The sequence below is a fragment of the Kosakonia sp. 1610 genome, assembly GCF_050435845.1.
Classification (GTDB): domain Bacteria; phylum Pseudomonadota; class Gammaproteobacteria; order Enterobacterales; family Enterobacteriaceae; genus Kosakonia; species Kosakonia cowanii.
In genome coordinates this window covers 225,944-250,102 of the sequence record NZ_JBNDKZ010000001.1, presented here as the reverse complement: position 1 = coordinate 250,102, position 24,159 = coordinate 225,944, and the positions used below count along the sequence as shown (strand labels likewise).

General features: G+C 52.9%; 30 protein-coding genes. 18 read left to right on the top strand and 12 right to left on the bottom strand.

The window, feature by feature from the left end:
* The first annotated feature begins 186 nt into the window (after positions 1–186).
* Positions 187–585, top strand: coding sequence for a LysR substrate-binding domain-containing protein (locus tag ABIC80_RS01185; protein ID WP_429176441.1), 399 nt, complete (start codon positions 187–189; stop codon positions 583–585).
* A gap of 19 nt (positions 586–604) precedes the next feature.
* Here ABIC80_RS01185 and ABIC80_RS01180 read toward each other — a convergent pair whose 3' ends face one another.
* Both ABIC80_RS01180 and ABIC80_RS01175 read right to left on the bottom strand, forming a co-directional pair.
* Positions 605–844 carry a biofilm development regulator YmgB/AriR family protein gene (locus ABIC80_RS01180; protein WP_076770223.1) on the bottom strand — a complete coding sequence of 80 codons (240 nt, stop codon included), beginning with the start codon at positions 842–844 and terminating at the stop codon, positions 605–607.
* A 254-nt stretch (positions 845–1,098) separates the two neighbouring features.
* Positions 1,099–1,827: an SDR family NAD(P)-dependent oxidoreductase gene (locus ABIC80_RS01175; protein ID WP_429175073.1), complete on the bottom strand. Its 729-nt coding sequence runs from the start codon at positions 1,825–1,827 to the stop codon at positions 1,099–1,101.
* A 99-nt stretch (positions 1,828–1,926) separates the two neighbouring features.
* Here ABIC80_RS01175 and ABIC80_RS01170 point away from each other — a divergent pair, with 99 nt between their 5' ends.
* The 3 genes from ABIC80_RS01170 (at position 1,927) to ABIC80_RS01160 (ending at position 4,806) form a co-directional block, all read left to right on the top strand.
* Entirely contained in the window at positions 1,927–2,310 is a 384-nt protein-coding gene (locus tag ABIC80_RS01170) for a winged helix-turn-helix transcriptional regulator (RefSeq protein ID WP_042713800.1), read from the top strand.
* 460 nt (positions 2,311–2,770) lie between these two features.
* Positions 2,771–3,748 (top strand): DUF1852 domain-containing protein, encoded by a 978-nt coding sequence (locus ABIC80_RS01165; RefSeq protein ID WP_288882974.1) that lies wholly within the window; start codon positions 2,771–2,773, stop codon positions 3,746–3,748.
* A 26-nt stretch (positions 3,749–3,774) separates the two neighbouring features.
* Positions 3,775–4,806, top strand: coding sequence for a methionine synthase (locus ABIC80_RS01160; RefSeq protein ID WP_094421377.1), 1,032 nt, complete (start codon positions 3,775–3,777; stop codon positions 4,804–4,806).
* A gap of 300 nt (positions 4,807–5,106) precedes the next feature.
* Here the strand turns inward: ABIC80_RS01160 and uraH are convergent, their stop codons facing one another.
* On the bottom strand, positions 5,107–5,517 hold the full coding sequence (uraH, locus tag ABIC80_RS01155; protein ID WP_042713806.1) for a hydroxyisourate hydrolase: 411 nt from the start codon (positions 5,515–5,517) through the stop codon (positions 5,107–5,109).
* A gap of 135 nt (positions 5,518–5,652) precedes the next feature.
* Here uraH and hprR point away from each other — a divergent pair, with 135 nt between their 5' ends.
* Complete coding sequence (gene hprR / locus ABIC80_RS01150; protein WP_200133415.1) at positions 5,653–6,333, top strand: response regulator transcription factor HprR; 681 nt, start codon at positions 5,653–5,655, stop codon at positions 6,331–6,333.
* The gene (locus ABIC80_RS01145; RefSeq protein ID WP_429175070.1) at positions 6,326–7,681 is read left to right on the top strand and encodes a heavy metal sensor histidine kinase; all 1,356 of its coding nucleotides are present in this window, start codon (positions 6,326–6,328) and stop codon (positions 7,679–7,681) included. Before hprR ends, ABIC80_RS01145 begins: the two co-directional genes overlap by 8 nt.
* An 18-nt stretch (positions 7,682–7,699) precedes the next feature.
* On the opposite strand, the gene ABIC80_RS01140 is transcribed toward ABIC80_RS01145, so the two are convergent.
* Positions 7,700–8,185 (bottom strand): DUF2938 domain-containing protein, encoded by a 486-nt coding sequence (locus ABIC80_RS01140; protein ID WP_429175067.1) that lies wholly within the window; start codon positions 8,183–8,185, stop codon positions 7,700–7,702.
* 72 nt (positions 8,186–8,257) lie between these two features.
* On the opposite strand from ABIC80_RS01140, the gene ABIC80_RS01135 reads away from it, so the two are divergent.
* The 5 genes from ABIC80_RS01135 to ABIC80_RS01115 all read left to right on the top strand — a co-directional run bounded on the left by ABIC80_RS01135 (position 8,258) and on the right by ABIC80_RS01115 (position 13,676).
* Positions 8,258–8,659 carry a helix-turn-helix domain-containing protein gene (locus tag ABIC80_RS01135; RefSeq protein ID WP_429176439.1) on the top strand — a complete coding sequence of 134 codons (402 nt, stop codon included), beginning with the start codon at positions 8,258–8,260 and terminating at the stop codon, positions 8,657–8,659.
* Between the two features lie 417 nt (positions 8,660–9,076).
* On the top strand, positions 9,077–11,038 hold the full coding sequence (locus ABIC80_RS01130) for a type VI secretion system Vgr family protein (RefSeq protein ID WP_429175065.1): 1,962 nt from the start codon (positions 9,077–9,079) through the stop codon (positions 11,036–11,038).
* A gap of 21 nt (positions 11,039–11,059) precedes the next feature.
* The gene (locus tag ABIC80_RS01125) at positions 11,060–12,124 is read left to right on the top strand and encodes a PAAR domain-containing protein (RefSeq protein WP_429175063.1); all 1,065 of its coding nucleotides are present in this window, start codon (positions 11,060–11,062) and stop codon (positions 12,122–12,124) included.
* Between the two features lie 23 nt (positions 12,125–12,147).
* The gene (locus ABIC80_RS01120) at positions 12,148–12,594 is read left to right on the top strand and encodes a hypothetical protein (RefSeq protein ID WP_429175060.1); all 447 of its coding nucleotides are present in this window, start codon (positions 12,148–12,150) and stop codon (positions 12,592–12,594) included.
* Positions 12,595–12,608: 14 nt separating this feature from the next.
* Entirely contained in the window at positions 12,609–13,676 is a 1,068-nt protein-coding gene (locus ABIC80_RS01115; RefSeq protein WP_429175057.1) for a hypothetical protein, read from the top strand.
* Between the two features lie 64 nt (positions 13,677–13,740).
* Here the strand turns inward: ABIC80_RS01115 and ABIC80_RS01110 are convergent, their stop codons facing one another.
* Positions 13,741–14,205 (bottom strand): hypothetical protein, encoded by a 465-nt coding sequence (locus ABIC80_RS01110; RefSeq protein WP_429175054.1) that lies wholly within the window; start codon positions 14,203–14,205, stop codon positions 13,741–13,743.
* A 135-nt stretch (positions 14,206–14,340) separates the two neighbouring features.
* Between ABIC80_RS01110 and ABIC80_RS01105 the strand changes: the two genes are divergently transcribed.
* Positions 14,341–15,084: an alpha/beta fold hydrolase gene (locus ABIC80_RS01105; RefSeq protein WP_429175052.1), complete on the top strand. Its 744-nt coding sequence runs from the start codon at positions 14,341–14,343 to the stop codon at positions 15,082–15,084.
* A 61-nt stretch (positions 15,085–15,145) separates the two neighbouring features.
* On the opposite strand, the gene ABIC80_RS01100 is transcribed toward ABIC80_RS01105, so the two are convergent.
* Together ABIC80_RS01100 and ABIC80_RS01095 are read right to left on the bottom strand one after the other, a co-directional pair.
* Complete coding sequence (locus ABIC80_RS01100) at positions 15,146–15,919, bottom strand: COG4705 family protein (protein WP_200133420.1); 774 nt, start codon at positions 15,917–15,919, stop codon at positions 15,146–15,148.
* A 153-nt stretch (positions 15,920–16,072) separates the two neighbouring features.
* The gene (locus tag ABIC80_RS01095) at positions 16,073–16,516 is read right to left on the bottom strand and encodes an acetyltransferase (RefSeq protein ID WP_429176437.1); all 444 of its coding nucleotides are present in this window, start codon (positions 16,514–16,516) and stop codon (positions 16,073–16,075) included.
* Positions 16,517–16,631: 115 nt separating this feature from the next.
* On the opposite strand from ABIC80_RS01095, the gene ABIC80_RS01090 reads away from it, so the two are divergent.
* Positions 16,632–16,943 (top strand): EthD family reductase, encoded by a 312-nt coding sequence (locus tag ABIC80_RS01090; RefSeq protein ID WP_023479732.1) that lies wholly within the window; start codon positions 16,632–16,634, stop codon positions 16,941–16,943.
* On the opposite strand, the gene ABIC80_RS01085 is transcribed toward ABIC80_RS01090, so the two are convergent.
* Positions 16,900–17,856: an SDR family oxidoreductase gene (locus tag ABIC80_RS01085; protein WP_429175049.1), complete on the bottom strand. Its 957-nt coding sequence runs from the start codon at positions 17,854–17,856 to the stop codon at positions 16,900–16,902. The two genes, ABIC80_RS01090 and ABIC80_RS01085, sit on opposite strands and share 44 nt — an antisense overlap.
* A gap of 108 nt (positions 17,857–17,964) precedes the next feature.
* Between ABIC80_RS01085 and ABIC80_RS01080 the strand changes: the two genes are divergently transcribed.
* Positions 17,965–18,840 (top strand): LysR family transcriptional regulator, encoded by an 876-nt coding sequence (locus ABIC80_RS01080; RefSeq protein WP_312604720.1) that lies wholly within the window; start codon positions 17,965–17,967, stop codon positions 18,838–18,840.
* A 39-nt stretch (positions 18,841–18,879) separates the two neighbouring features.
* On the opposite strand, the gene ABIC80_RS01075 is transcribed toward ABIC80_RS01080, so the two are convergent.
* Positions 18,880–19,095, bottom strand: a complete 216-nt coding sequence (locus ABIC80_RS01075; protein WP_094421395.1) for a hypothetical protein — start codon at positions 19,093–19,095, stop codon at positions 18,880–18,882.
* A gap of 176 nt (positions 19,096–19,271) precedes the next feature.
* On the opposite strand from ABIC80_RS01075, the gene ABIC80_RS01070 reads away from it, so the two are divergent.
* The gene (locus tag ABIC80_RS01070; protein WP_157737680.1) at positions 19,272–19,418 is read left to right on the top strand and encodes a hypothetical protein; all 147 of its coding nucleotides are present in this window, start codon (positions 19,272–19,274) and stop codon (positions 19,416–19,418) included.
* 196 nt (positions 19,419–19,614) lie between these two features.
* Positions 19,615–20,103, top strand: coding sequence for a DinB family protein (locus ABIC80_RS01065; RefSeq protein WP_429175046.1), 489 nt, complete (start codon positions 19,615–19,617; stop codon positions 20,101–20,103).
* An 84-nt stretch (positions 20,104–20,187) separates the two neighbouring features.
* On the opposite strand, the gene ABIC80_RS01060 is transcribed toward ABIC80_RS01065, so the two are convergent.
* Together ABIC80_RS01060 and ABIC80_RS01055 are read right to left on the bottom strand one after the other, a co-directional pair.
* Complete coding sequence (locus tag ABIC80_RS01060) at positions 20,188–20,589, bottom strand: hypothetical protein (RefSeq protein WP_094421398.1); 402 nt, start codon at positions 20,587–20,589, stop codon at positions 20,188–20,190.
* Positions 20,586–21,290 carry a hypothetical protein gene (locus ABIC80_RS01055; protein ID WP_429175044.1) on the bottom strand — a complete coding sequence of 235 codons (705 nt, stop codon included), beginning with the start codon at positions 21,288–21,290 and terminating at the stop codon, positions 20,586–20,588. Before ABIC80_RS01055 ends, ABIC80_RS01060 begins: the two co-directional genes overlap by 4 nt.
* A gap of 281 nt (positions 21,291–21,571) precedes the next feature.
* Here ABIC80_RS01055 and ABIC80_RS01050 point away from each other — a divergent pair, with 281 nt between their 5' ends.
* On the top strand, positions 21,572–21,982 hold the full coding sequence (locus ABIC80_RS01050) for a VOC family protein (protein WP_429175041.1): 411 nt from the start codon (positions 21,572–21,574) through the stop codon (positions 21,980–21,982).
* 86 nt (positions 21,983–22,068) lie between these two features.
* The gene (locus ABIC80_RS01045; RefSeq protein WP_429175038.1) at positions 22,069–22,971 is read left to right on the top strand and encodes a pyridoxal-phosphate dependent enzyme; all 903 of its coding nucleotides are present in this window, start codon (positions 22,069–22,071) and stop codon (positions 22,969–22,971) included.
* 62 nt (positions 22,972–23,033) lie between these two features.
* On the opposite strand, the gene ABIC80_RS01040 is transcribed toward ABIC80_RS01045, so the two are convergent.
* Complete coding sequence (locus ABIC80_RS01040) at positions 23,034–24,047, bottom strand: zinc-dependent alcohol dehydrogenase family protein (protein ID WP_312278348.1); 1,014 nt, start codon at positions 24,045–24,047, stop codon at positions 23,034–23,036.
* Positions 24,048–24,159 lie beyond the last annotated feature (112 nt).

The following is a 24,159-nucleotide window of genomic DNA, read 5'->3' as shown; positions in this document are numbered from 1 at the left end:
TGCGCATCGCCGCCCTGAGTTATCGGCATTCACAATAAAGCGCCTGGTGAACGCTGTCAGCATAAAAGCGCCTGGCAATGTGAATCCCCTCAGTTAACGCGAAGCACAATCTTGCCCTTAATACCGCCCTGCGAAGCGCGCTGATGCGCGGCGGCAGGCACCGCGATGTACTCGGCATAAGCTCCGCTGCCTTTCATCAGATCCTGCGGAAATCTCACCCCTCATCACCCGCGCGAAAAGCGTGCGGGTTGCCGCCTCTCGACCTATCGTCTCTGTTGTTACGCCTCGCCTGACTATCTGGACAAGCACGGTATGCCGCAGCATCCCGATGAACGGGTGGATCATGAGACGGTGAATTTGCGCTATAAAAGCAGCGGGCAGCTGTTTCGCTGGCCGTTCAACGTAGGGGATCGGGAGATTGAGTTAGTGCTCCCCGCCGCACTCGTCGTTGATGCCAGCGAAGGTGTGCTGACCACCGTAGCGGCAGGCGCAGGAATTGGAATGGCAGCAAGTTTTATGGCGGCGTCATGGGTTGGACGAGGCGCGCTTGTCACTGATTTGAGCAATAGAAGCGCCTGTTGCTAAGCAGAGGCGCTGGCAAAAATTAAACGTCCAGCGTGCGAAGCACCACCAGTTCAAGGGCGTTACGCAGGACATCTTTACGGATCACATCCGTTTCAGTCTCTACGCGGGCGATAAGCGCCAGCATGATGTCTTTATTCGCTACCGTCGCTTTCACGGCCTGAAGCTCACGAGTCACTTCGTCAATGATCTCTTTTTCTGCCTCAAAGACCGAAAAAACTGACTGGAGGGTCTGCGGGAGTGTTGCGGTCGGATTATTCATTTTATTCACTCATTAAGTGGGCCCGGATTACGCATGGTTGGGCCGGCAGCCTGGTAGCGAGGTAAGTTGTACAACTTACCCATGCAAACTTGTACAAGTTGCTACTATAGTGCCACTCATTCAGAACTGCAATGTCACACCTGAAATAATTCACCGCGCAATGAGTTGTTATGATGCGTTTTTCTTTCCTGTGAGCGAAAAGCTCGCACCCGGCCGCCGCTAGTGCCAGCGCCGGGCGATATTAAAAACGCCGCTTATGCAGACATGCCGCCATCAATCACCAGTTCAGCACCGCTGACGTAACTGCTTTCGTCCGAGGCGAGGAACAACGCTGCCGCCGCCACTTCATCAGGGTGTCCAAGCCGCTTCGCCGGGATCTGCGCGCTCAGCGTCTGCCTGACCTCATCGCTCGCCTGGCCGAACATCGGCGTATCCGTGGGTCCAGGGCTGAGAGTGTTGACCCGGATGCCGCGCGGAGCCAGCTCGCTGGTCCAGGTTCGCGCATACGATCGCACCGCGGCTTTGCTGGCGGCGTAAGTGCCATACCCGGAAACCGCCATGCTGCCGGCAATCGAGCCGAGCAGCACGACAGTGCCGCCCTCACCCATCTGCGTGATGGCCTGCTGCACCGTAAGCACCATCGCGCGCACGTTGAGGCCAAAAGCGCGGTCGATATGCTCTTCCGTGCTCTCCTCAAGGCTCGCAGGTTCGGAAACGCCTGACGAGTAGACGAGGATGTCGAGACCTCCGGCTTTGGCATGAATAGCGTCAAACAGCCGGGTGCGGTCCTGGGTATTTGTGATGTCCCCCGCAATCGCTTCAACGTTACCGCCAATACGCGTCACCGCTTCTGCCAGCTGCGCTTCGCGTCGCCCGGTGATGAAAACATGGGCGCCCTCTTGCGCAAATCGCTGAGCAATCGCAAGGCCGATACCGCTGTTACCGCCGGTCACCAGGGCGGTCTTACCTTCAAGTTTCAACATGGCTACTCCAGAACGTGGGATGGACGCCTGATGATACATTTCGTATATTTACCGTCAATTACGCACCTGATATACACCAGATATAGAGAAGGTAACCTTATGTCGACCGATATCCCTGCCCTGCTGGCTGAAATCAACAGCACACGCCCGATCCTTGAACAGGTTGCCAACAAATGGTCGGTGTTGATCCTGACCGTGCTGTGCAGCGAACCCTCGCGCTTTAACGCCATTAAACGCCGGCTCGATCCCATTACCCATAAAGCATTGACTGAGGCGCTGCGCCGCCTTGAGCGTAACGGGCTGGTTAACCGCCGCGTCATCGCCTCATCACCGGTGGCGGTCGAATACTCCATCACCCCGCTGGGCCGCTCTTTACAGGACCCATTTGTGGCCTTGGTGAGCTGGGCGAGGCAATACGGCGTGGCGATTGAGCAGGCACAGGAGGTTTACGATGCGCGGCGCGCCACGGAAGAAGAGGGGTAATTTTCCCGCGTAAACAACGGGTGCAGGATTTACGCAATGAAAGCAGATAACAATTCAAAGAAGATCTGCGTTGAGCGAACAGCGGAGATTGACCGCTAGCGAAAAGTCTGGGGGGTTTCTTGATCATCCGCAGCCGCATAAAACATGCCCAGAGTGCTCATCAGGTTACGTTCGACATGGACAGACCTCAACGTCTGGCCTGCACTGCACCCGATCATGAAAGGGATTCATATTACCGTGAGATATGGTCACTTCCTCTTGCTCCGCGTTTCTGGCAAAACTATAGCGGAACTGTAACGGTAACCCTTCAGGTTGCACATGCATTAGCAGCGCTCGCTCCCCTCCGGTCACGTACTCCTGTACGCACCGGGGATCCGCTTACTTGCCGCCTTTGCGCAACTCGAATTATGTAGAGTACAGAGGCGATAAAATTTCATATCAGACGTCGGATGCGGTTTCTATGACTACACAATTTACCTTCACGATTAAGAGCGGGCGTTTTGACGAACATTATAACCCCTCCGAAAGTACGCGTATCACCACTAATTTTGCCAATCTGGCAAGAGGTGAGAACCGCCAGCAGAATCTGCGTAATACTCTGGCGATGATCAACAATCGTTTTAACAGCTTAGCCTGCTGGGATAATCCTGAAGGCGATCGTTATGCCGTTGAACTGGATATTATTTCTGTGACGATGAATATCGACGGCAGTGGTAACGCCTTTCCGGCAATAGAAATATTAAACACCACGATCATCGATAAAAAAACCGATCGACGCATCGCCGGAATTACCGGTAATAATTTCTCCTCATACGTGCGCGATTATGACTTTAGCGTGCGTCTGTTGGATCACAATAAAAACCAGTCAGCATTCACTATTCCGGATGATTTTGGCGAACTGCACGGCAATATTTTTAAGCATTTTGTCCGCTCCGATGAATACAAAAATGCATTTAAAAAACCACCAGTGATCTGCCTGAGTGTGTCCAATAAAAACGCCTATTATCGCACCGGCAATCAGCACCCTGTTTTAGGATTCGAATACCAGCAGGATGGCACATCGCTGACTGAAACCTATTTCAAAAAAATGGGCCTGCAGGTCCGGTACTTCATGCCGTCAGGTAGCGTTGCGCCGTTCGCCTTCTTTTTTATTGGCGATCTGCTGAGTGATTACAGCAATCTGGAACTCATTAGCACTATCAGCACCATGGAGACGTTCCAGAAGATCTATCGCCCCGAGATTTACAACGCAAATGCCGCAGCGGGCCTGCATTATCAGCCCGACCTGAATAATCAGGATCACTCATTAACCAAAATTATTTACGATCGCGAAGAGCGTAGCCAGCTGGCGATTGAGCAGGGGAAGTTTACGGAAAAACATTTTATCGAACCCTACAGGGATATTCTTGAGCAATGGTCTGCCCGCTACCCGCTTTGATTTATTAAAATATAAGGTCACCTGCTATGAAAACTTTGCTCCCCACGTCTACCGCCGGTAGCTTGCCTAAACCATCCTGGCTGGCCCAGCCTGAGACGCTCTGGTCACCGTGGAAACTGCAGGACGCAGAACTTATCGCCGGGAAACAGGATGCGCTGCGCTTGTCCCTCGACGAACAGTTACGGGCCGGAATTGATATTGTCAGCGACGGTGAGCAAACCCGTCAGCACTTTGTCACCACGTTTATCGAACATCTGAGCGGCGTCGATTTCGAGAAACGCGAAACCGTCAGAATTCGTAACCGTTACGATGCCAGCGTCCCGACCGTTGTGGGTGCCGTGGAGCGTCAGAAACCGGTATTTGTTGAAGATGCCCGCTATTTACGTCAGTTGACGAAGCAGCCAATCAAATGGGCGCTACCGGGACCGATGACGATGATCGATACGCTTTACGATAATCACTATAAAAGCCGTGAAAAGCTCGCCTGGGAGTTTGCCAAAATTCTCAATCAAGAAGCCCGTGAATTAGAGGCGGCAGGCGTGGATATTATCCAGTTTGACGAACCGGCGTTTAATGTCTTTTTCGATGAGGTCAACGACTGGGGTATTGCCGCTCTGGAAAGAGCTATCGAAGGGCTTAAGTGCGAAACCGCCGTGCACATCTGCTATGGCTACGGGATCAAAGCCAACACCGACTGGAAAAAGACGCTGGGTTCAGAATGGCGTCAGTACGAACAGGCGTTCCCGAAACTGCAAACCTCCGGTATCGATATTATCTCGCTGGAGTGCCATAACTCCCGTGTACCGATGGATCTCCTTGAACTGATCCGTGGTAAAAAAGTGATGGTCGGGGCTATTGATGTGGCGACCAGTGTGGTTGAAACCCCAGAGGAGGTTGCTGAGACGCTGCGTAAGGCGCTGCAGTTCGTCGATGCCGATAAGCTCTATCCCTCCACCAACTGCGGAATGGCTCCGTTGTCGCGTCAGGTCGCCACCGGCAAGCTTAATGCTTTAAGCGCAGGCGCGGATATTATTCGCCGCGAGATTCTGAATAAATAAATCTGACGCACGACGAAAATAATAAAATCTGTCTGGCGACCGGGACGTTCGCCAGACAATCTGAAACCCGAGCCATTATCCGGAAATGGGATCCCATTTCTCTCACCCCTCATTGGGAGCATGCGGAGTGAGGCCAACGCGCCCTTATCTTCTGCCAGACATTTAATCAGTATGTATAAACCACAGGTAGTTTCCTGCTTGCGGCGGCTAAATCAGCCATGAGCCGATCCGGCCATCAGACTACTTAACGGCTCTGCATTTTTTCCTGTCCCCTCATCTGAGGAGACGTTTCATCTGCTATTAGCTCCCACGGTAGGTGGAGTAGCCATACTGGCTCAGCAGCAGCGGAACGTGATAGGTCGTTTTTGTATTATCGATATGAAACTCGACCGGAATTTCCGGGAAGAAGCTCGGCTGTTTCTGGTCGGCGAAGTATTTACCGGTTTTGAAGATCACCCGATAGTCGCCCGCGGCAAACGGTTTTTCCGGCCACAGAGCACTGATGCGCCCGTCCTGATTGGTGCTGGCGGTGTTCAGCACCGTCCAGTTATCCCCCTGCTTCTGCTCAAGCGTCACCGTAACATTGGCGGCCGGCAGCCCGGTTTGCTGATTCAGCACATGGACGCTCAGCGGGTTTTTATCGGCCGCGAAGGTGAGAGCGGGCGCGGCAAGTAGTGCAGCCAGGGTTAACGCAGCGATAGACTTTTTCATGTTGGATTCTCCTGTGTTGATGACCCGGTATTTATACCTTCACGCTTGCCGCAATTGCCTGTCAGAAAGATGACCATATTGTCATCTGGCGCTGAAAGGCTGGGGCGTCTCAATATTTCGTGGCACACTGCGCCGATGAAACTGTTACTGATTGAAGACAACCTGAAAGCCAGCGCCTGGGTGCGCAAAGGGCTTGAAGAGGCAGGCTATATCGTCGATTACGCAGCGGACGGGCGCGATGGCCTGCATCTGGCGCTGGCGCACCCGTATAGCCTGGTGATCCTCGATATTATGTTGCCGGGCATGGATGGCTGGCAGGTGCTGAAAACCCTGCGTACCGCAAGCCAGATGCCGGTGATCTGCCTTACTGCCCGCGACTCGGTAGAGGATCGGGTCAAAGGGCTGGAGCTGGGCGCGAACGATTACCTGGTCAAACCCTTCTCCTTTGCCGAACTGCTGGCGCGCGTCAAAAATCAGCTTCGTCAGCACCAGCCGCACAGCACGACGCTACGCGTCGCCGATCTGGTGATGGATTCGGCGCGTTTTCAGGTGACACGAGATGGCATGCCCATCGCGCTGACGCGCAAAGAGTTTATGCTGCTGTGGCTGCTCGCCAGCCGTCACGGCGAGATCCTGCCGCGCACGCTGCTGGCAAGTGAGATTTGGGGTGTCAATTTCGACAGCGAAACCAACATTGTTGATGTCGCCATCCGCCGCCTGCGCCGCAAAGTCGACGATCCATTTGCGCAAAAGCTGATCACCACCGTCCGGGGCATGGGGTACTGCCTCTCCGTGCAGGAGCCAGGCGATGCATAGCCCCTCCCTGACGCTCAGGCTGACGGCGATTTTTACGCTGATCATGGCGCTGGCCTGCGGCGGCATCAGCCTGATCCTCTATAACGCCCTGCGCAGTGAGCTGGTGTGGCGCGACGACCAGACGCTGATCAACCGCGCCGCGCAGCTGCGCCAGCTGCTGCAAGATGGCGCTCAGCCGGAGTCGCTGCCGCTCTACTTCAACCGCATGGTCGATATTCGCCAGGATATTCTCAGCATCCGCCCGCAGCAGGCGCAAAACGTCACCATTAACCATACCGGCGTCGCGTTGCCGGATATCGCACCAATCCCGGTTAACACCCCGCCCAACGCGCAGCAGCTGCACCGCTGGCGCAGCGCGGATGATATGGACGCCTCGGCGCTCAGCCTGCAGGCCAACTCACCGCATGGGCCGGTCACCGTCACGCTTGCCCGTGTGGCGCGCGAGCGGGCGATGATGCTTGAGCGCTATCGCCAGCAAAGCATTCTGGTGTCACTGGCGGCCATTCTGCTCTGCGCCGCCCTTAGCCCGCTGCTGATTCGCCGTGGGCTAAGGGCCATTGGCCGCTTAAGCCAGATTGTGGCCGAGACCGCCAGTGACCGGTTAAATCAGCCGGTGCCGTTGCAGGCGATCCCGCAAGAGCTGCTCCCCCTCGGCAAGGCACTTAACGCCATGCGTCAGAGCCTGTCGACAGACTTTATCCGCCTCACCCAGTTTGCCGACGATCTGGCCCATGAGATCCGCACCCCGATCAACGTTATGTTAGGCCAGAATCAGGTGGCGCTGGGTCATCAGCGTTCCGTTGCCGAGTACCAGGCGCTGCTCGAAGGGAACATTGAGGAGCTGGAAGCGCTGTCGCGGCTGACGGAAAACATTCTCTTCCTTGCGCGCGCCACGCATCACAATATCAGGCTCAATCAGGAAACCTTCTCGCTCAGTGAGGCGCTGGAGATGGTGGTCGATTTTCTCGAACCGCTGGCGGAAGAGCGTGAAATGGCAATCGAGCTGAATGCGCAGGGCAGCCTCACCGCCGATAAGATGTTGTTTCAGCGGGCGATAACCAACCTGCTGACCAACGCCATTCGCTATGCGGCGGGAAACGGCACCATTGCCGTCAGCACAATTCAAAGCGGTAACTCGGTTGAAATTGAAGTGGCGAACGACGGGGAGCCGCTTGCCGAGCCGGAGAAAGCCTTCGAGCGCTTCTGGCGGGGAGATAATGTCCGTCACACCGCCGGCAGCGGGCTGGGGTTATCGCTGGTGAGCGCCATCGCCGCGCTACACGGCGGCAGCGCCTATTATCGCCACGCGCAGGGCAAGAACATTTTCGGCCTGCGTTTGCCCGCCTGACCCGTCGCGCAAATAGCATTAAACAGGGTAAAGCAGCGCCGCGCCATACAGCCCGAGGCCATAGGCCAGATGCGTCAGCAGGCTGAATACCCGCGCCCGCCACGGCATGGGCGTGCGCGAGGCCGCAATGCCAAAACCCAGCGCCGGCTGCATAATCAGCCAGGGCGCAGGCAGCGTAAACACGCCTGTCAGCACCCCCGTCAGCAGAAGCGGTTCGCGCAGCCATGACGAACCCTGCAACAAAAGCGGGATTGCCGCAAACAGGATGCCGGTGAGGTAATGAAATGCCCAACCGGTAAAACTTTCCCCTTTGATGCAAGGCGTGGAGAGAATGGTGTTATGCCGCCCCTTTCCCCGCGTGAGCCACAACAGCCAGCGCCCCACCAGCCCATAGTTAAGCGGCGGCACGCGAAGCAGCTTTTTCTGAGACATCGACCAGCCATCCATCAGCAGCGTTGCGCCAATGCCGGTGACGATGATGTGAAGCACAAGAGCGTTATCCAATTTTCCTTCCCCTGATAAAGAGATGCTAAGGTGTCGACGAGTGTGCAACGTGAAGTGAGGTTTAAGTCAACGGTGAAAGAGCTGGATATTGGGGAAGTGGCGGCGCTTTCCGGCATAAAGCCCTCCGCGCTGCGGTTTTACGAAAAGAGGGGCTTAATCAAACCGATTGGCCGCAACGGGCTGCGAAGGCAGTATCCGCATAGCGTGCTGAGTAAATTGCAGCTGATCGCCCTCGGCCAGGCGGCAGGCTTCTCGCTCGATGAGATGGCGGCAATGTTAAACCCGCAGGGCAAGGTCGCTATCAACCGCGAGCAACTTCAGCAGCGCGCGCAGGCAATTGACGAGACGATTTGCAAACTGCAGTTATTCAGCGAAGGGCTGAAGCATGCCGCCCGCTGCCCGGCGCCGGAGCATACCGAGTGTGCGTCGTTCAAAAAACTGGTGAGCAGAGGGCTGCGGCTGATCAAGCAATAAGTAGCGTATCTCTTCGGAGCACAATGTCTGTACAGATAATCAACCGCTACTTTTTGCAGGTTGCTATTGTAGATAGGAAGTTATTGAATTGGGTATATTACTGCGGCGTTTGCTTTAAGCTAGACTTGCTGGTTTATTGTTATTCAGAAGTTTGCGTTTTCTTATATAGCAGGCTTGACTGCAATTTGCGTTAAGTCCGCAGCCTACTATCTTTGGCGCTCTATAGAGTAAACATCATTGCAGAGATTTGATCCGGTATGAGCAATTTGCTAATAACAAGAATAGACGTCAGGCTCTGCGGGAATAGATTTCCTCAACGCTGTTTTATGATATTCGCCAAATGCGTTGGCTAAAGATCACTCTATAATCATCGCTCTGGTTTAGGCTCTGACGAGAGTTAATTAAATGGATTTATCAATGTTTAATCGAATTACTGTACATCTACCCGTCGAAGGGCTTCGCTTCTGGAAACTCACCGGAAGCGAAGCAATGTCTGAAGCCTTTAGTTTGAATTTGACCCTGCTGGGAGACGAGGCGCGTCTTGAACGCAGCGCATTGCTGGGTAAACCGGTTACCGTTGCTATACCGACGCGCGCTCTGACTACTGAACGTTATATTAACGGCAAAATTACTCGCGTCGCTGTGAGCGCCGTAGAGTTAACCGGAATGCGCTATGCCGTATATCATTTGACGGTGGAGCCGGACGTATGGCCGATGAAACGTGACCGCAACTTACGTATTTTTCAGGGGCAAACAGCAGCGCAGATTGTTAAAACGCTATTGAGCGAATACCAGGTCAATGTTGAAGATCGATTAACTTATAGCTATCGGGTATGGGATTACTGCGTCCAGTATCAGGAGAGCAGTTTTGATTTCATCAGTCGGCTGATGGAATTAGAAGGGATCGCATACTATTTCAGACACGAAGCCGATCGACATATTATGGTGCTAACCGATACCAATGAGCAGCACCACTCTTTCCCTGCTTATGAAGTTATTGCTTATCACCAAACCTCCTCAGGAGGTGTAACCAATGAGGAAGGTGTCGGCCAGTGGGCACTTGAAGATAATGTCACCCCCGGCATTTACAGTCTTGATGATTATGACTTTCGTAAACCACATGCCTGGCTGTTTCAGGCACGACAGAATCCCAAATCCCCCTCCCCCGGTGAGATAGATGTTTATGATTGGCCCGGACGTTTTGTCGATCATCAACATGGGGAATTCTATGCGCGCATTCGACAGGAGCGCTGGCAAGTAGAACATCAAAAAATTCAGGGCACTGCTACCGCAATTGGTATTGCCCCCGGTCACACTTTTTCGCTGGTCAATGCTCCCTTTTTTACCGACAACGGTGCGTATCTCACTACGGCCGTACATTACCATTTCGAAGAGAACCGCTACGCCAGCGGTGAAAATGGCAACACCATTCACCAAATTGATTTTTCCGTTATTCCCGCAACAGTGACATTCCGTCCAGCGCCAGTAACGCCATGGCCACGTACCTTTGGCCCACAAACCGCACGGGTCGTTGGCCCCAAAGGGCAATCTATCTGGACTGATAAATATGGTCGCGTGAAGGTTAAATTCCACTGGGACAGATTAGCGAAAGGCGATGATTCAAGCTCATGCTGGATCCGTGTTTCCAGCGCCTGGGCCGGTCAAGGTTACGGAAGCGTCCAAATCCCGCGTATTGGCGACGAAGTAGTGATTGATTTTATCAATGGTGACCCCGATCGCCCGATAATTACAGGACGCGTTTATAACGAGGCCAGCATGCCTCCATGGACGTTGCCTGCAGCCGCGACACAGATGGGTTTTTACAGCCGCAGTAAGGATGGTCACCGCGATAATGCCAACGTTTTCCGGTTTGAAGATAAGGCGGGTTCGGAGCAGATCTGGGTGCACGCTGAAAGGAATATGGATACAGATATTGAAAACTGTGAAACACATGATGTTGGCGTAGATAGAAAAAAATCCATAGGTCGCGATGAACATGTGACCATCAAACGCAATCACGATTCCAACGTTGGCAATAACGATAACAATAATGTCGGCACTCAATACACACTCAATGTCGGTGAAAATAAGACAATCTTAACGATGGATAAAGAGGGGAATGCGCTACTTGAAGCGGCCTCTTCAATTAAGTTGAAGGTGAATGATAATTACATTCATATAACACCATCAACTATCGAAATTATTGTTTCTGAAGGCACGCTGAAAGCGGAGAGCATTACTGAAGCCTCATTTAAAGGCGTGGAGATGACCAGGCTCGGGGGCGGAACGAATGCTGAGGTCAAAGCCACTGATACGATTGCAATTAATGGAACAAATTTGACCGATATTAAAGGCGCTATGGTCAAGGTTAACAGTTAACGTTCAGAAAAGGTCATCACTATGGGACAGCCAGCTGCCCGCGCGCAAATTGATACCAGCGCTCATTCAGGAACAATTCAATCCGGAAGCCCTGATGTCATTATTGGTGGTTTTCCTGCGGCGAGAAAAGGCGACGCACTGTCATGCTCACAACATGGCAATGGTGCCATCGTTGGCGGCTCCGGTACGGTTTTTGTCAATAATTTGCCGCTTGCACGTATGGGGGATCAAACCCAGTGCAACACCAGCAGTACACCGGTACCACCTGCAAATAAAGCTGCTCCAACCCAATACTGGGGCGGAACGCTTGCAAAAAAGGCCGGTGAGGATGGGCTGATACACGATGAATTCTATGATGCGCGTATTCTGGGAGCGTATGCCAATCTTGAAGATAAAAATGAAAACAGCGATCTGGATACCCTTTCGACAGGATTCGCAGTTGAAGATCTCACCATGGGTAACCTGAAAAGTGAGGACCTTCTTCGGGGTGAGTTGCGCAACAAAGTTTTAGCAGCCAATGCCACAGGTTCGATCTATGGGGGTGGAAATGATATTTACGGGCTAAACAGTGGTGCCACAGCGACAGGGATTCAATATGGTGCAACCGGTAGGGCTGGGAAGCAGGGATGGTTATATGGCAATGTCAGCGGTGAAGTCAACGTTGGCTCAGCAGAAGCTAAAGCAGTTGTTGAAATGTATACCGGCAATAAAGGTCGTTATGGCCTCAGCGGGGAGATTGGTGCTGAGGCACACGTATTCAAAGCGGAAGCGGTAGGTAATATCGATATTCTTGGTATTCTTGTTGCTGAGGGCAAAATTGCTGGCGAAGCAGGTTCTGCTTCGATTGGTACTGGTGGTGGGGCCTGGTATGATACTAATGATTACTCGCTCAATTTCAAAGCATCTGGCCATTTCGCTTTCATACTTGGAGTAGGTGCAGGTGCTGAGGTTAAATTCGCCCTAAAACCTGTTGAACGATTTACCAAATGGGTATACGAGCTGATCACAAAACCGGATACTCAACCTATAGATAGCGGAGATGGGACAATTCTCACTGGCTGTGCTACTGTACTGATTGGCGGATAGGGATATTCTAATAAGGTAACTTCATGAAATATTTATTTTTTACCATTTTTTTATTAATAACACTGTTCTATATCTGGAATGGCAAAGATCAGTTTAATAAAAAAGACTGGTTAGCTTTTTTCATTAAATTTATTCTGGTTGTTTTAGGCGCGTTTGTTTGGGGGGCAATATTGGCATTCACACTTAAATTCTTCCCTACCTTAGGTTACGATAATATGCTTTCCTTATCAGTTATTATCCCCGCATCCTTCATGGCAATCCTATTCTGTAAACTCTTCGTTGTAATGCTGTGCGCTATTTTTGCAATGATTCTTAATTTTCACAAAAACCATAACACCCAAGTAAATTATTCCAAAATATCCTTATTTTTTACACGACTGGGGCCTAACGCACTGATTTTTGCAAAATGTGTAGTTTCGGTCGCTGCTATATTGATGTTTTATGGCATCTGGCTCGCTGACGCCGCGTGATTAAAGGAGGTTTTATGGATATCGATAATAACTATGCTTTTCCATTGACTCCTGCCCTAAGCAACGCGGAGATTGAAGCCAATTACTGGAAGTGCTTATACACCTCATCTGAAGAAAAAATGCTTCAGTACTGGGTTTTCTTACCGAAACGCGTAAAGCCAGCGGAAGTCGTCCCAACGTACCTCGAAGAGGTAGGCATGACCAATTTAGGGCGTTATTTCAGTAATGATACACAGCCTTATATGGAGGTATGGTCAGCCTATGAGCATATAGAATGGGAGATGAATCCAGCAGACTGGCTGTTCAATAAACTGGAGCTTATGGGCGAAAAAGTGCTTCAGCAACGTCTGATCAAACATCCCTCCGGCTTCGGAGAATTTGCTGATGTTTTAACCCTAAAAGTCCACTCTTCCGGCGATAAGGTAATTTCACGTTTTACCGTACAAAAAGATTACAACCCTAAGAAAGGTGGCGGTAATTATTTCCTTATCAAAGCGGCTTGCGCCGCACGAGATTATGCCGCTTTGGCTGACAGTATCTATCTTACCGTCACGAATTGGGATCTCCTGCATCGCAGTAATTTAGGGCTGGCGGAGTTACTGGAAACCTTCAGCATCAGTAATAAAAACAGTAGTGGTTTTAAAATTCCGGGCTCATGGAAAGCGAAACCGATCGCTAAAAACCGCCTTCTCATTGAACATACTTTCGATGGTATTAATTATGGGGTGATTAATCTCTATTTTTATTCGAAAGATACGTTATTTACAGAGCAGGATGTGTTCAACTTAGCAACCAAACGTTATAAAGATCCTCAGGCGGGAATTACGCTCATCACTGACTCACTCAGCTCCATACCAAATGATTTTAATCCGCTGTTTGGTGAAAATATGTCAACTTGCCAGGGCGATATATTGAGTCTCGAAGAAAAGATCGAGGGCTTTTATCAGTGCTACATTTTTAGTCTGGGTAAAGCATGGTGCTATGCAGAACTCGTCGGCAAAAAGAGAAATCATCGTGATTACCACTTTGAAGCCAATAAACGCTGTCTGGAGATTATCCTGTCGACCTTTCACATCGCATAATCAGCCTCAGGTATACCAAAGTGGCGGCCCTGTAACTGAGATAAATGCGATGGCTGATAATTTATTACCGACATACACGCGTCGATCTTAACTCCTTCTTCGCCGAGTGCATCCAGCAGCGGCCATAGAGGGTTGACGCGTAGTGGCGACCGCGATCGTCAGTAATCCGGCAGTGGCAGGCAAAAGGCTCAACGGAGGCAGCGCCTTCAATTGACGCCGCATCGACTCCCTGGGGGCTAAAATCGACGATGATCTCGACGTTACTCACCCAGTCCGGTCGAATACGCTGTTTGTTCAGCAGATTTGTCAGCATATTCGTGTAATAGCGCACCAGATGATTTATCAATGCCTCGCGCGCCTCGATCCGGGTTTCGGGCAATGCAATCCCTACGGAGGTGAATCGGTGCCTGATCGCAAAGTGCTTTAGCAGCCCCAGAGACCAGTAGCCATGAAAATCATTATTGCGGCTCACAAAGCTCGAATTGAGCGCGTTAGCGATGCCTTTAAGCTCACGTCGCCTTGCCATCATTACTCCCTGTTTGCAGATCAACGGCCTCGCCAATATTAGGGGTTGCGCACCTGTTGTTGCCTTTCAAAAGATTATCCATGTTAGAACATGGCGTTAGTCTTTATGAATATACACGCGCACATTACAGGAATCGCTATGCCATATACATCAGCAACACCGCGCCTCTTTTACCGCACGCAGGGAGAAGGTCCGTTAGTCATCATGCTTCATGGTCTGTTGATGGATAGCAGATGCTGGGTGGATAACGGCTTCATCTCTGCGTTGAGTCCTCATTTTCAGGTGGTGTGTCCGGATCTGCCCGGCCACGGGGCGAGCGATAAACCTGATGATCAGGCTGCCTACACCCAACAGCGCCAGGCGTTAGCCATCGTCAATCTGATGGATGAACTGGGGTATGAAAAAGCGCATATCATCGGCTACTCTGCCGGTTCCTGGCTGGCGATGGAGCTGATAAACGCTCACGCAGATCGCCTGCACTCTGTGGTGTTGGGGGGATGGGATTGTGAAGCTGGCCTGCCTGAAACGCCTGTTGGCAAGCTGACATTTGAGATGTTTATTGCTTATGCCCGGCAAGTCGCGCCGGAACTCACCGCCTCGCTCACCCCTGAGGATGAAAAAGGGGCGGAGCACTTTTTCAATGAACTGAGAAAACACGCTCAGGACGCGGAGGGCTTTTTCCCCTGCCCTGTTCCGCTGCGGTTTTGGGCGGGCGCTGATGACCCCTATTACGCCGCAATGGCGGCGTTAGCCACGCGCTATGACATACCGCTTTTCGCCGGTAAAGGGGATCACCTGAGTGAAGTGAATCATCCAGCGAGTGCCACCCTGAGTGCGATCCTGAATTTTGTCAGTAATTCTCAAGCGTCCGGGCGGGCATAACTTCTGTAGCGAGAGGGAGCAGCCACGCCTGGCCTGCTCCCCCTTTGTGGTTATCACACGCTTAGTTCGTCACCGCAACTTTCATTGCCGGGCGCTGCGGCAGTAGCCAGAGAAACGCCATGATAATCAGCGCCAGCGTCAGTGACGCGCTATAGCGGCTCAACGCAAGGCCGCCATCTGCGACAGGTTTATCGAGGAAATCACCGACTACCGCACCCAGTGGGCGAGTCAGAATAAACGCGGCCCAGAAGAGTGCAGTGCGCGACAGCGAGGTAAAGCGGCTGGCGGCCCAGATAATCGCCAGCGCGCCGACAAACAGCAGGATGCCGCCATCATAGCCCAGCCCTTCGCTGTCTGCGGTCCAGTCACCCAGCGCGGTGCCGAGAGTCTGTGAAAACATAATGGTGACCCAGTAAAAGCTCTCCGTGACGCCATTGTTGACTGAACTGACAGCGATGGTGCCGCAGGTCAGACGCCAGACAAGCAGTGAAAGCAACAGCAGCGAACTCAGCAGCAGCGTGCCGCCCAGATAACCTATCCCGAGTGAGCGATCGGCAAAGTCCGCAAGCGTAGTGCCAACTGTCGTGGTGGCAACTACCGTAAACCAGTAGATCCACTTATTAAAGCTGTGGCGTTCAATCTGCACCACCACGGCAATCAAAAAGATGATGGCGAAAATCAGCGTCCCGGTGAGGTAGCCCAGATTCATCGACATGGTCACTGCATCACCACCGGTCTCACCCAGCGTTGTCGCAGCAATCTTGGTTAACCAGAACGTCAGCGTCACAGCGGGAACTTTGCTGGCGACGGTTTGATGTGCGGACTTATTTTGCATAGGAGAGGCTCCGGAATAGCCCGGGATGGGCTAGCGTAGCACTTACATTATCGGAGTATTCTTAAGCGAGGATTAAGTAACACCGATAAATTGCAGAAATTTTGCGCGACAGCCAGGGCTCGATCCCTGGCGTAAATATAAAAATCGGCAGCATCAGGTTTTCTGCAATTTCATATGCAAAAGCGGATAGGGCCGCCCCTGGCCATCATGCTCAGAGCGGCCCACTACTTCAAAGCCCTGCTGTTGATAAAACCCCACCGCTTGCGGATTCTGTTCATTGACGTCCAGCTCATCCGCGCCCTGCGCGATGGCGTGTTGCAGGAGCACTTTGCCGGTGCCTTTTCCGCGCCGGGCGGCATCGACAAACAGCATCTCAATCCTGTTGTCACTGACGCCGACAAAGCCGACGATGGAGCCATCTTCAACCAGCCGGGCAATCGACAGCGTGACGGCAGGGAAATAGAGATTTTCTAACAGCGGGCGCAACGCCTCAATATCCTCTTCCGGTAAGAACTCGTGGGTGGCACGCACCGATGACTCCCAGATGTCCAGTAATGTCGCGTAGTGAGCGGGCCTGCCCGCTTCAATCGTTATCATCATCTTCCTCTCCGTAATGGCTTAACAGCGCGGAATGCATATTAGCAGCCGCGAATGCCAGCTACACTTTCAGCGGCTTAAACGAATAGAAACCAGTTATTAAAGAGGTCACACAATGAGCACTTCAACCTTCACGCTATACGTCACCTATTACGGCGATCCGCAGAGCCGTTTTGACCGGGACTATTACGTCAACAGTCATATTCCGCTGGTGATCAAAGCGTTCCAGCCCTATGGCCTGCTCAGCGCAGCCGCCCTCTTCCCGGCCGTTGAGCAGACGGGCACCGTCGCCATCGCCGAGTGCGTTTTCCGCGATGAGGAGGCGATGAAAGCGGCGTTTAACTCGCCAGAAGCGCCGGAAGTGACGGGCGATGTGCCGCACTTTACCGATCTGACGCCGAGCCTGTTGCGCGCCGTTGCGCTTTAAGCGCTAAACAATAAGGCCGGTGCTGATGCACCGGCCTTCTCATTTTTACTGTGCGACAAGTGCCGCCACAAAGTCGCGGTAGGTGGGGAGCGCGGTGGCCAAGCAGCGCCACCAGCCGCTCCCGGTCGCCCCCATTTGGGATCATGCCGTGGCTGACGTAGCGCTCGGCCATCAGGCGCATTTCATAGGCCATCCATTTCGGCATAAATTCCGTCATGCCAGCTTCAAAGGTGTCCGGGCTGTCACCGCCATACATCACCTCGCGCCCGAGCACATCGCGCCAGATTGCCGCCGCATCATTACCCGTCAGCGTATCGGGGCCAACGAGATTAATGGTCTCGACGGGCAGCTTCTCGCTCGCCTGGTCGCGCCGAAGCAGCTCAATAGCCGCCACCTCGGCGATATCACGCGTATCCACCATCGCCAGCCCGCGGCTGCCAATCGGCATCGGGTAAACGCCGTGGTTAACGACCACCTCCTTAATCATCGCCTCATTATCGATAAAGTAGGTAGGGCGCAGAATGGTGGCGCTGAAGTTCATCGCGGTAAGCATGCGCTCGGCACCATATTTAACCGCGAAATGCGGCACATTGACGGCGGCATCCGCGCCAAAAACCGAGAGATAAACCACGCGCTCAACGCCCGCTTCCCGTGCGATGTTGAGCGTAATCAGCGTCTGGGTAAATTCATCGGCGGCAACCGCATTGAGTAAAAATAGGGTCCTGATGCCGCTAAAAGCAGCGCGCAGGGCGTCGATATCCAGCAGATCGCCCTTAACTACCTCCACATTGTCAGCAAAACCGGCTTTTGCGGGATCGCGGGTCAATACGCGGACATCAGCGCCGCGGCGAAGCAGCTGGTCAACAACGTGGCGGCCAACGCGGCCGGTCGCTCCGGTAACAAGAATGGTCATGATGTTTACTCCGTACTTTCTGGTGGGTGTAACCAGAGACTATGCCGATCCATTTTTGCCCGGAAGAGGCTATTATTTGCACACTCCGTTCCAAAAATGAGACAGCTAATGGATATCAACGCTTTAAGAGAGTTTCACCTTATCGCGGCAGCGGGCGGGATTGGTGCTGCCAGCCGTGCCAGCGGTAAACCTAAAGCCACTCTTTCTCGCAGGCTGACCGATCTCGAAGAGGCGCTGGGCGTGCGGCTGGTGGAGCGCGGCGGCCAGAAGCTGAAGATTACCGAAGCGGGCGAACGTCTATTGGCGCGCACGCTGGGTGCCATCCGTGAAATTGATGAAGCGGCTGAAGCGGCGCGGGAAGATAACGCCGCGCCCGCAGGGTGGCTGCGCGTTGCTGCCCCGCTGCTCTTTTCGCAGCTGGCGCTGGGGCGGCTGATGGCGGAATTTCGCCAGCGCTTTCCGCAGATCCACATTGAGGTGGTTTCTGAAAACCGCATGAGCGATCTGGTGGAAGAGCACTTTGATGTGGCGATCCGCATAAACCCGCAGGCAAACAGTTCGCTGGTGGGCCGATGCTTCGCCAGGGACAAGCTGGTGCTGGTCGCCGCGCCTTCTGTCATCCTGCCCGAAGTGGATGGGCAAAGCGTGCCGACGATCCCGGCCATTGTCATGTCAACGCATACAGAAGGAAGTGACTGGATCGTAGATAAGGGACAGCGCCACTTTACTCCGCAGCCGGTGATGCGCCTCTCTTCACTGCTGACCGTCCGCGATGCGGTTCTGGCGGGTGCTGGTGCGGCGATGGTGCCGAAGTCAATCGTCAACGCTTATCTTGCGAGTGGGGAGCTGATGAGCTGGGGAGAGGCCGATACGCTTACCGAGCTGTGGGTGCTGCACACCTCACGTCGGCTTCAGAGCCCTAAAGTGAAGGCCTTTGTAGAGTTTATCTGCGAATACTATCCCGCTGGCTGGTTCTCTACCTGAGGCGAGCGGGAAATGTGAGGAAAGAAGCATTGGCGCCAGTTACTGCTCGCTGACGGCAACGCCCTCACGCGCAACGAGGCTGATAGCGGATTCATAAACTTCGTTCATCCCATCCACCGCCTGCGCTTTCCCCTTTTTCAACTGCTCGAGAATCCCCTCTTTTTCAACGCGTTTCCCCGCTGTAATTAATGAGGATACCGCGTGCCCGATAACCATATAGACTTCACTTACACGTTCTGAACTTATGATATCCATTCACTTCCCTCCCGCGTAGATGCCACACCCGTAATTACTCGCTGCCCGAGCAGTTAAGTGAGCAAGGTATGTCGATGTTGTCCGATATATTTATAAAGTAATTTACCCGCAAAATCATCACTGTTTTATGAGGATTGTCTGAAGGTGAGTTAAATATTTTTTCGATTTTAAAGAAGATGTTAGATATTGATACTGCTGAAGGTTTTATGACAATAAAAAATGAAAAGGGGTTTTATGAAAATAATCTGGCGGGCCATCAGACGTTAAAAAAGTGGCAGGGGACATCATCTCCTGCCGACTATAATCCGACAACGGCACCGTAACCTTGTGCGCTTTATAATCCCAGTGTGACGGAGAAAGCTTAGAAAAACCTTAACGCCCCGGCCTTTTTCGAGATGTTAACCAGCGCCGCTCGCTGAAATATGCCGATGCCACCCCCCTGGTTTTTGCTTAAGGATCTACTCAGCTAAACAGCCGACGCGAGGTATGATATCGCTTCAGTCACATGCGGAGCAGAAGATGGATAAGGATACACTGGTTACCCTGGTGAAATTTAAGCGTTGGATGGATGGCGAAACCCTGAAAGCTATCAAGGCGATCGACGAACCGGCGCACCCGCAAAAGCGCCACCTGATGATAAGGTTGATGAACCATATTTATGTCGTCGACATGATTTTCAGAGCCAATCTCACCGGTCAGCAGCATGGTTACACCGCGCTAAATACCCCGGAAACACCTACGCTTGAAGAGCTTGAAGTGAAGATGGCCGACTGCGCCACGTGGTATATCCAGCATGTTGACGCCCTCTCCTCGAGCGATCTGGAAAAAGTCATCACCTTCCGTTTTGTCGACGGTGGTCACGGCGAGATGCGCGCCATCGATATGCTCAACCATGTACTGTTTCATGGCACCTATCATCGCGGCGCGGTCGGCTGGATGATTTCAGAGTGCGGCGGCGTTGCGCCGAAGGATGTGCTGACGGTTTTTCTGCGCGATCATAATCACTGACTTGTCTGAAGGTTTGAAGGGCATTCAGCCGCCATTAAGCATAATAAGTACGCGCAGCGACCTGCGCGTACTCCTGAAAGGGTTTTACTCTACAAAGGTCAGCTTAGTAGCATCGTCAGAGTGGGTGATAAAAGCGCCTCTGCCACTGTTATCCTTGATCCACATTTTGCCCATTACAGGGTCGGTGGCTTCGCGATAGCCAAGCGAGACGAGATAATGCTTGATAGCATCAACATCAGCCTGCCCGTCGTACTCAATCTGATTTGTCTGAGGTGCCGGACCGTCTGCCGCTCTGAAATGGAGCATGACCACTTTACCGAAATGAGGGGCATTTTTTATCTCATCAGGGGTCAACAGTCGGTATGCCAGCCAGTCTGATGACGTGTAATCCACACTGTCAGACATATAGACCGACGCGAATTTATAACAAACGGCTGACAACAGCAGAACGATCAATACCAATGCATATTTAGTCACTCTGCTCATCGGAATTTGTCCTGAGGCTTTCGACCAACATTCATAAGCACACCATTGTTTGAAATTACCCGCACGGTATCACGCGAAAAATCACTCCAGGGCTGAACACACTTCATAAAGCCCGGCAGTTCACCGTACCAGGGGCGGGCACCTTTATTCTTATCAGGATCAGGGAACAGAAGCGGCTGGAATAGCCGATTTTTGTAGCGCCCAATTTCCCCGTAGTGATCCCATCGTTTAAGCGCCTCCGCCTTACTAACGAGTTTTAGCTGAGCGAAGTAATTCATAGGACGTATCACCCGGTAGAAACCAAGCAAATCTGATACAAGATCCTCTGCGCTAAATCCACTGTTGGTAGCCCATGAAAAAGGTACCGACGCCTGCCGGCTTTCAAAACGGCCAGCTGTAATCATCATCATCGCCAATACGATACTATGCCTGACATGCAGAGGGGTTCCCTTTTTTACCATCCAAAGAAGATAGACGCCGGTGCCAAACGTATGGTTTCGCTGGTACATCGATTGTGAATAAACCACCTCATAGTAAGGTGCACTCCCCTTTTCCCCCTCAGCCATCTGTTCCAGAATCCTTTTGATATCCCGACCCAGAGCATGCCCCAGATCTATCCAACCCAATATTTCTGAATAGACCAAACCAACAGGTGCGCCCAGTTCTGTTGCAGGATCAATTATGTCAGTCCGTTTGCTCATAATCTTTCGCCTAATCTTGTACTCGTGATTGTTAACATGTTGCTCAGCCAATATCGTCACCGCGATATTTAAAACGATCCCTGCATAATACCGTTCACGAAGAGGCAAACTGCGCGCCCTCCCGGAAGGAAAATAAAATCAGAAAAACGCCCTGCGGATTAAAAGCGGTGTGTTCCTATGGAGATGTAGAAGAGAGAAACTGACTAATAGTTAAGGCTGATGTATTCGGTTCGCATTTCAAGGCAGATCCATACAATATCGAGCATTTAAGGAGCCAAACCATGCTGATGTACACCACCATAGGCACCGACGATTTACCGTCGATGACGCGTTTCTATGACGCGATTTTCACGGTGCTGGGCGTGCCGCGCACTCCTGCGTGGAGTGAGTCCTGGGCGATGTGGGGCGAGCCGCCAGACCAGGGGTTTAGTTTTTGCATCTGCCCGCCGTTCGATAAAAAAAGGGCGACGCCGGGTAACGGGACGATGTTCTCCTTCCGGGCAAGCAGCGCAGAGCAGGTAAGGCAATTTCATGCCGCAGGGCTGGAAAATGGCGGCAGCGATGAGGGTGCGCCTGGTCTCAGAGAAGCCTACGGGCCGGATTTCTATGTTGCCTATTTGCGGGATCCAGAGGGGCACAAGCTGGCCTGCGTATGCCATCCCTGGCACCCGGAAATAGATAACCCAACCTGATAGTTCTTGTGTTATTACTGTTCAGGCTTAAAAACCTGTCCAGAACGGCCTTTATCCTAAGGGCTTATGCATAAGGATTCGATGTCATGGAAATCAGCATTCAGACCCCACTGCTGCACTCACTGCCGTTAAGCCAGCGCAGCGGATGCAATGTGTGGCTGAAAATGGAGTCTGCCCAGCCCACCGGCTCGTTCAAACTTCGCAGCGCGGCACATGCCTGCCGCTATTATGCAGAACAGGGCGCAAAAGGCTTTATCAGTTCGTCGGGCGGCAATGCGGGCATCGCGGTGGCGCACAGCTGTCGCAAACTCGGCCTGCCGGTCACCGTCGTAGTGCCTGAAACCACCTCCCTGCGGGCGAGAGAGCTAATTGAGCAGGAAGGGGCCACCCTTGTGGTGCACGGCAACGTTTGGAGCGAGGCGAACGACTATGCCCTCTCTTTAGCCACCGATGAGATCATTTATATTCACCCCTTTGATAACCCGCTTCTGTGGGCGGGCATCAGCACGCTGGTGGATGAGGTGATCGCCGCAGGGGTGACCCCGGATGCCGTGATCCTCTCGGTCGGCGGCGGCAGCCTGCTCTCCGGCATCGCTCAGGGGCTGGAAAAACATCACCTGAGCCATATCCCGATCTATGCCGTTGAAACCGAGGGCACCGCGTCGCTGAATGCCTCGGTTAATGCCGGTAAACTGGTGCGTCTGGAGAAGGTGAGCGGTATCGCAACGACCCTTGCCGCAAGCCAGGTGTGTGAAAATGCGTTTAACGTTGCCAGTCGTCTTGAGGTGAGAAGCCAGGTTGTTTCTGACGCTGAGGCCGTGCGCGCCTGCCGCCTGTTGCTGGACGATCATCGCGTACTGACCGAGCCTGCCTGCGGCGTGTCGCTCTCGCTGCTCTATGACAACAAACTCCGCTTTGCTCCCACCGATAACGTGCTGGTGATTGTCTGCGGCGGAGCATCGGTGACGCTGGAAAGCCTGCTCGGCTGAAGAAAGCGCCACAGCGCGTTAAAACGTGGCGGTAAGGGCGCACGCCCCTACCGCCGTGCCTGTTACCACTCGACGCAGATTTTCCCCAGGTGGGAACCGCTTTGCAGGTGCGCAAAGGCTTCGCTCAGCGCCTCATAGCTAAAGGTGCGATCGATGACTGGCTTCTGCTTCATTACTTCCAGCGCTTTCACAAAATCGATCTGATCCTGGCGGCTTGCCACAATCACCCCTTTGATCTGCACCTGTTTCGCCAGCAGTGAAAGCACCGATACGCTGGCTTCATCGCCAGACAGGATACCAATCTGCGCGATATGCCCGCCGACTTTCACCGCTTTCAGCGACTCTTTCAGGGTAGCCGGGCCGCCCACTTCCACCACGTGATCGACGCCGAACCCCTGGGTCAGTTCAAGCACTTTATCTCCCCATTCCGGCGTGGTTTTGTAGTTGATGGTCTCATCCGCGCCCAGCTCGCGCACAACCTCGAGCTTCTTATCGGAAGAGGAGGTGGCGATAACTTTCGCGCCCATCGCTTTCGCAATTTGCAGCGCCGCGATGGAGACACCGCCAGTGCCCTGGACCAGCACCGTTTCGCCCGCTTTCAGGTTGCCATCCACCACCAGCGCCCGCCAGGCGGTCAGTGCTGAGGTAGTGATGGTCGCGGCCTCTTTGTGGCTCCATCCCTGCGGCGCATGGGTAAAGGCATTTTGCGAGCGCACAACGTACTCACTTGCCATACCATCAACGCCGTCACCGGGGGTATGAGCAAAGCCGCTCACCTCGGGGCCAGGCTTACCTGCCAGCCAGATGGGGAAAAAGGTAGAGACTACGTTATCGCCGACGGCAAACTCCTCAACGCCCTCGCCCACCTCTTCGACCACGCCCGCGCCATCGGAGAGCAGAATACGGCCATCCTCAGTCGGGAACTGGCCGCTGGCAACAATCAAATCATGAAAGTTCAGCGAGCTGGCTTTAATCGCAACCCGAATTTCACCCTTGCCGGGTCTTCCCGGATCGGCGATATCTGAGACGGTAATGTTTTCCAGGCCGCCCGGCGCGTTAAGTGTGACTGCTTTCATCATGCTTCTCCTGTTACAGCGTAAATTTTCGTTAACCAGCCTAAATCATAGGATCACTTTGTTAAAGTGGAGCGTTTTTGTGACCCGGCACACACCGGCCCCGGCGTGGACT